This is a genomic window from Pseudomonas brassicacearum subsp. neoaurantiaca (assembly GCF_013608025.1).
GTDB lineage: Bacteria > Pseudomonadota > Gammaproteobacteria > Pseudomonadales > Pseudomonadaceae > Aquipseudomonas.
In genome coordinates this window covers 22,413-29,205 of sequence record NZ_VDLV01000024.1, presented here as the reverse complement: position 1 = coordinate 29,205, position 6,793 = coordinate 22,413, and the positions used below count along the sequence as shown (strand labels likewise).

Below are 6,793 nucleotides of genomic sequence, written 5' to 3'. Positions count from 1 at the left end.
GCTGCGCAGCCCAGCGGGAGCAAGCTCCCTCGCCACAAAAACTATCTCTAGCCACAAAAACCATCACAGGTCGGATTCCCTGTCCAGCCAGCTCTCCAGCTAGTAAACCTGCGAACGCCGCAACTGCTCGATCGCTTCAATCAACTCGTCATAGGACACCGGCTTGCCGATGTGCTGGTCGAAGCCCGATTGCCGGGATTTATTCAGGTCGATGGACGCGCCGTAGCCGGTCAGGGCGATGGCCGGGATGTGCTTGATGTGGGGCAGCTTGCGCAGGGCCTGCATCAGCTCATGGCCGTTCATCACCGGCATGCCCAAGTCTGAAATCACCACGTCGAAACGACCATTCTTGGCCGCCTCCAGCGCCTCCAACGGTTGATCGAAGGCAACCACGATGGCGTCTTCCATCTCCAGCAACAGCTTGAGGGTATCCAGTACGTCGGGCGAGTCATCCACCAACAGGATGGTCAAACCGCTCAAACGCCCGGACTGATCATCGCAGGGTTGCGGTTTGGGCTCGATCGTGGCATTGCTCAGGGGCAGGCGAATGGTGAAGGTGCAGCCTTTGCCCAGCCCTTCGGACTTGACCTCGATGCTGCCGCCGTGGGCTTCGGTCAACTGCCGGACCAATGACAGCCCGATCCCCAGGCCTTCGCGCTGGTGTGTGGCGTGCTGGGTTTCGGCCTGGCCGAACAGATCAAACACTTCGTTCAGATGCTCCGCCGCGATACCTACGCCAGAATCCTTTACGTCGAGGCGAGCCATATGGTCGTCATGGCTGGCGACCAGTTGCACACGGCCGCCGTTAGGGGTGAATTTCAACGCGTTGTTCACCAGGTTCCAGATGATCTGCTCCAGGCGGGTAGGGTCGGCGTTGACGATCAGCTCGCCACCGGGTCCCTCAGGCAGCTCAAGGGTTACTTTGTTCGGGTGGTTGTCGTTGATCACCACGGTGTAGATGTCTTGCAGCACGCGGGCCAGGTCGACGGGCTGGCGCTTGAGCTTGAGCTTGCCGGTGCGCACGCGGGCCACATCCAGCAGGTCGTCGATGATGCGCGCCTGGCTGGTGACCGCGTCGCAAATGGTGTTGACGGCCCGGGCCGCTGCGCTGACGGTCTTGGTCACCGGCAGGCGTCGCAGCAGCTCGGCGTTGAGCTGGATCAGGTTCAACGGGTGCTTGAGTTCGTGGGACATGACGGCGAAGAACTCATCCTTCAAATGGCTGGAGTTCTGGGTTTCCATCAGGCGCTGGGTCTGTTCCTCGTGCAGGCGCTTGTGGCCGGTGAGGTCACGGGCGATCTTCACGTAGCCCTGCAAATAGTCGCCGCTGAGCAGCGTGACTTCGCCGCTGCAGAAGAAACGGCTGCCATCCTTGCGCTGGTGCCAGCGCTCGTCTTCGCAACGGCCCTTGGCCCGAGCGGTGCTGAGTTCGGTTTCGGGAGCGCCGGTGGCACGGTCCTCCGGCGTGAACAAGAAGTCGTAGTAGCTGCCTTCGGCTTCGCCCTTGGTGTGACCGAAGATCAGCTGCGCCCCGGTGTTCCAACTGGTGATCACGCCGTGCTCGTCCAGCAGGATGATCGCGTAGTCGCGGGTGCTTTCCGCTACCAGGCGCATGCGCTCCTCCCCCAGGCGCAGCTCTTCTTCGGCAGCTCGGCGCTTGGTGATGTCGATGAACGTCAGCACCGTGCCGTCGATATGGTCTTCGCTGGAGCGGTACGGCAGCAGTCGGGCAATGTACCAGCGAGCATCGCTGCTGCTGACTTCGCGCTCGATCATGTTCAGGGATTCGAACACCTGGGTGGCGTCCGCCGCCATGTCCGGATAGTCCAGGCGATGGGTGATGTCCAGCAGCGAGCGCCCGGTGTCCACCGGGAGCATGCTGAAAATGTCCGTGGCCCGAGGCGTGAACCACTTGATGCGCATGCTGCGATCGATGAACACCGTGGCGATGTCGGTGGAAGCGATCAGGTTGGTCAGGTAATCGTTGATCTTGTCGGTTTCTTCGACCTTGGTCTTGAGCTCGTAGTTGACCGTCAGCAGCTCTTCGTTGATCGACTGCAGCTCTTCCTTGCTAGTCTCCAGCTCCTCGGTGGCCGAGCGCAGTTCTTCGTTGATGGCCTGCATTTCCTCGTTGGAAGCCTTGAGTTCCTCACTGGAGACTTCGGCCTGCTCGATGGTGTCCTGCAGGTGCAGCTTGGTCCGTTGCAGCTCGCGCTCCAGATTGGCCAGGACCTGGTTTTCGGTCTGGCTGGAAATCGCGGTGATCTGCTGGCTGGGGTCGACTTCTTCCTCTTCGAACACGACGAGCACAAAGTCGCCGTCCGACTGTTCGTCGCGATACGGCTGGACCAGCAGGTCCACCAGGAAACGCCGGCCATCGCGCTCCATATTGACCTGTCGTGACTTGACCGGCTGGCCGTTCTGGTTGACCTGGAACAACGCCGTGCGGATTTCCAGGCGCAGTTGCGGATTGATCAGCGTCGGCAGGTTGCGCGACATCTCGCCGCCGACATGGCGCAGGTAGCGGCCGGCACTTTCGATCATGTGCAGGATGTCGCCATTGCTGTCGACGATGATGCTGGGTGGCGCGGCCTGCTCGATGGCCCGCAGATGAATATCGGTGAACGAGACCTTGCGCGGCACGGGGATCTGCGGCGTGGACAGGGACGAAGTGCTGCGCACGTAGCCGCCACGGGGCATGGTCGGGGTGCGGCGGCTGCTGGCGGTGCCGTACTTGGCCCGGAAGATCCGGTTGCGCTTGTCCACCGGGCTGAACAGCTCACTGCAGGCATCCGCCGATTCCGAGGAACCGAGAAACAGATAGCCGCCCGGCCGCAGGGCAAAGTGGAACATCTGCAGGATTTCGCGTTGCACCTCGCGGTCGAGGTAGATCAGCAGGTTGCGACAGACGATCAGGTCAATCTGCGAGAACGGCGGGTCCGACAGCAGGCTGTGCTTGGCGAACAGCACCCGTTCGCGTATTTCCTTGCGAACCCTGAAACTGGCGCCTTCCTTCAAGAAATACTGCCGCAGGCGGGTGGGGGGAACGTCGGTGATGATCGCTTCCGGATAGGCGCCGCCGCGACCCACGGTAATCGCCCGTTCATCGATATCGGTGGCGAATATCTGCAACTTGGCGCTGCTGGCGTCGTGTTGCAGCTGGTCACTGAGCAACATGGCCAGGGTGTAGGCCTCTTCACCGGTGGAGCAACCGGCTGACCAGACCCGAATTTCGTCCGGCGGCACGCTGCCCGGTTCCACTGGCTTGAGCAGGTTGGGCAGGACGTCGCGCTCCAGGGCTTCGAAGGCCTCACGATCACGGAAGAAGTTAGTCACGCCGATCAGCAGGTCGCCGAGCAGCGCCTTGGTCTCTTCCGAATGACTTTGCAGATAGCTGTAATAGGCGCTCAGGTCCGGTTGGGCGGTGACTTGCATGCGCCGTTCGATACGCCGCAGCACGGTGGCGCGTTTGTAATGCTTGAAGTCATGGCCGGTGCTGGCGCGCAGCTGCACCAGGATGTCGTGCAACGATTGCTCGGCGGCGATGGCTTCGCGTTCCGACGCCGGTGGCTGGGTTTTTATCTCCGGATCATTGGCCGTCGGCAGGCGGATCGTCTGGGAGTTGCGCCAGAGTTCCAGGAGCTTTTGCGGCATCTCGACGACAGGGAGCACCAGATCGACCATCTGGGTGTCGATGGCGGCTTGGGGCATGCCGTCGAACTCGGCGTCCTGGGGCGACTGGGCGATGGTCACGCCGCCCTGTTCCTTGATGCGCGACAGGCCAACGGCACCGTCGGAGCCGGTGCCGGACAATACCAGGCAGAACGCGCGATCCTTGTGCACGTCGGCCAAGTCACGGAAAAACAGGTCGATCGCCACGTGGCCACCCTGGCGCGGCTCTGCCGGAGAAACGTTCAGGTAACCGTCGTTCATCGACAACTGATGGGCCGGGGAAATCACGTAGACATGGTTCTTCTCGATCGGCACCGCCTCGGTCACCTGCAACACAGGCATCTTGGTGGATTCCTGGATGATCTTGTCGGCGATGCTCTGGTGATCCGGCGCCAAGTGAAGAACGATCACGAACGCCATGCCGTTGTCCTTGGGCATGTGTTCGAAAAACTGCTTGATGGCCTGTAGCCCACCCGCGGAAGCACCGATTCCGACCACGGCGAAATCCAGGCTGCTGGGGCTCAGCTCTCGTCGCTGTGGCACGTTGGGAGAGCGTTTGCTTGGAGATGACATATAAGTTAGGCCTTAAGGGCGGCGGGGCGGTCCAGCGCTGCCGACTCGATTCGGGATACAAAAAGTCGCAGGATAGTCGGGTTACGCGAAGATTGCGAAAACTCACGCTTCGCTACGCCGCCGCCACCCACATTGTGAACCTTCAAAAGCCATTCAGCCTACCGGAACCCGCAGGTATTCCGGCTGCAGATAGTTGAACCACAGCAGGATCATTTCCACCAGGATCGTGACCAGCACCAGCAAACCCACGCCCCAGACGCTGGCCGAATACAGCAGGCCCTGTTCCTTCTTCAGACCCATGAACTTGGGCAAGCCGACGAACAGCAGGAACGTCGAGTAGACCGAAGCGGCCAGCAGGACCGCCACCGCCAGCCAGCGGCTCGGATACACGCCGAAGATCCCGGCCAGGAAGTACGGGGTAGCGGTGTAGGCGGCGAACCCGATGCATTGGTTGGCCGTGGGCCGGACTTCGAAGGTGCGCGACATCCAGCGGATGAACAGCCCCATCAGCGACACGCCGACCACGATGGTCACGTACAGCAGCACGCATAGCTGTAGCGCGCTGGCGTGGCTGAGTCGCACGGTTTCGTTCTCGGCCAGGCTCCAACCGGTCCAGGTGGTGCCAATGAACAGGCACACCGCCGGGATCAACGCGAGCAACAGCAGGTGGGCCAGGTAATGGTGGGGATGAGCCTGTTCCTGCTCGCGGACGTCCCCCCAGGCGAATTCGGGATGGGTGAACAGTTTGACGAAAAGCACGGACATGACGACCTCCTGATCAGGACAGCCTCTGCATGAGGCTCATACGGTTATGAGGTACAGGATTGGCCAGGGGTTTCATTTATTTGGCAGGTCCCGGCGACGGCGCGATAAAGGGAATGATTCGAAACGGCGGGGGTCAACCCATCAGCATCCATGAAGGACTGTATGCCATGACTGTTGCCCATTCCCTGATCGAGTACATGCGCGAACATGACTTGCGCCTGACCACCGCCGAGTCCTGCACTGCGGGGCTGATCGTCACGCTGTTGGCCGAAGTGCCGGGCAGCGGTTCGCTGATCGAAAGCGGCTATGTGGTGTATTCCCCAGAAGCCAAGCAACGCCTGCTCGGGGTCAAGCCACGAACCATCGACACCTTCAACCTGACCAGCCGTGAAGTCGCCGAGGAAATGGCCCTCGGCGCCCTGCGCGACGCCAACGCCAACGTCGCGGTCGCCACCACCGGCCTGCTCGGGCCGGACGACAAGGACGGTATTCCCGCCGGCACGGTGTGTTTTGCCTGGGCGTTCGAAGTGGACGGGCAACGCGCGCTGTTCAGTCGCCGGGAGCGGTTCTTCGGCGATCGTTCCCAGGTACAACGTCTCTCCAGTGAGTACGCCTTGCAACAGATACCGGGCTATCACCAGCGGGCTTTGACGGGCGACCGTCGATAGGGAGGACCGTCATGACCGACGAATACGACCAGGACGACCACCGTAGCCGCGAGTTCCCGGTGCGCGAGGACATGGCGTTCCAGCACAAGGTCTGGCGTTTCGAACGGGTGGGTTGGTACGTGTTGGTGCTGCTGGTGATCCTGACCCTGCTCGGGTTGTTTTCCCGTGGCCCGCTGAGTAGCCGCGAAATGCACAGCGCCGACGGCAGCATCGGTGTCGAGTACGAGAAATTCCACCGCAACGGCTCGACCAATCCGATGATCATTCGCCTGAAGGGCGCGCCTGGCGCCGTGCTGGAGGTGGAACTCGGGGGTGACTGGCTGGAAGGGTTCGACGTGCAGAGCGTGCAACCGCAGCCCATGCGCTCGGCGGCCGCGGGACCGGGCATGAAAGTCTGGCTGCAGGCGGATGGCGAGGGGCAGGCCAACCTGCACCTGTCATTGCTTGGCGAAGGCCTTGGCACCTATCAAACCCGCATCGCCACGTCCCATGGCGCGGTGGTGACGTTCAATCAATTCATCTTTCCTTAGGTGACGTATGGATTCGGTACTGCGCGCCGCCGCGATGTACGCGGTATTGATGGTGTTGTTCAAGATCGCCGGGCGTCGTTCTCTGGCTGAGATCACCACCTTCGACTTCGTGTTGTTGATGATTATCGGCGAGGCGACCCAGCAGGCGTTGCTGGGGGATGACTTTTCGATGACCAACTCGTTCATGGTCATCGTCACGCTGATTGCCATCGACGTCGGGTTTTCGTTGCTCAAGCTGCGCTCCGATTGGGTGTCCCGGCTGATAGACGGCGGCCCGACCATCATCGTCGAGGACGGGCGCATCTTGGAGGGGCGCATGCGCCATGCCCGGCTGATCGAGGCAGACATCATGGAAGCGGCCCGCTCCAGCCAGGGCATCGAGACCCTGGACCAGATCAAGTTTGCGATTATCGAGCGTAACGGGAAGATTTCGGTGATTGCCAAGGAGTGATCCGAAGGACGCTTCTGTGATCCGAAGGACGCTTTTGTGGCGAGGGAGCTTGCTCCCGCTGGGGTGCGCAGCGCCCCTGAAATTTTTGCGGCCGCTGCGCAACCGAGCGGGAGCAAGCTCCCTCGCCACGGATG

At 61.4% G+C, this 6,793-nt stretch carries 5 protein-coding genes; 3 read left to right on the top strand and 2 right to left on the bottom strand.

Annotated features, from left to right (window positions below; translation table 11 throughout):
* Window positions 1-99: 99 nt before the first annotated feature.
* Both FHK92_RS15225 and FHK92_RS15220 read right to left on the bottom strand, forming a co-directional pair.
* The gene (locus FHK92_RS15225; RefSeq protein ID WP_181288790.1) at window positions 100-4,245 is read right to left on the bottom strand and encodes a CheR family methyltransferase; all 4,146 of its coding nucleotides are present in this window, start codon (window positions 4,243-4,245) and stop codon (window positions 100-102) included.
* Between the two features lie 153 nt (window positions 4,246-4,398).
* On the bottom strand, window positions 4,399-5,010 hold the full coding sequence (locus tag FHK92_RS15220) for a Yip1 family protein (RefSeq protein ID WP_181288789.1): 612 nt from the start codon (window positions 5,008-5,010) through the stop codon (window positions 4,399-4,401).
* Window positions 5,011-5,177: 167 nt separating this feature from the next.
* Between FHK92_RS15220 and FHK92_RS15215 the strand changes: the two genes are divergently transcribed.
* Genes FHK92_RS15215 through FHK92_RS15205 form a run of 3 tightly spaced genes read left to right on the top strand, consistent with a single transcriptional unit; the run spans window position 5,178 to window position 6,659 of the window.
* Window positions 5,178-5,678, top strand: coding sequence for a CinA family protein (locus FHK92_RS15215; protein WP_181288788.1), 501 nt, complete (start codon window positions 5,178-5,180; stop codon window positions 5,676-5,678).
* A gap of 11 nt (window positions 5,679-5,689) precedes the next feature.
* On the top strand, window positions 5,690-6,208 hold the full coding sequence (locus tag FHK92_RS15210) for a hypothetical protein (protein WP_181288787.1): 519 nt from the start codon (window positions 5,690-5,692) through the stop codon (window positions 6,206-6,208).
* Between the two features lie 7 nt (window positions 6,209-6,215).
* The gene (locus tag FHK92_RS15205; RefSeq protein ID WP_030140618.1) at window positions 6,216-6,659 is read left to right on the top strand and encodes a DUF421 domain-containing protein; all 444 of its coding nucleotides are present in this window, start codon (window positions 6,216-6,218) and stop codon (window positions 6,657-6,659) included.
* Window positions 6,660-6,793: the final 134 nt, after the last annotated feature.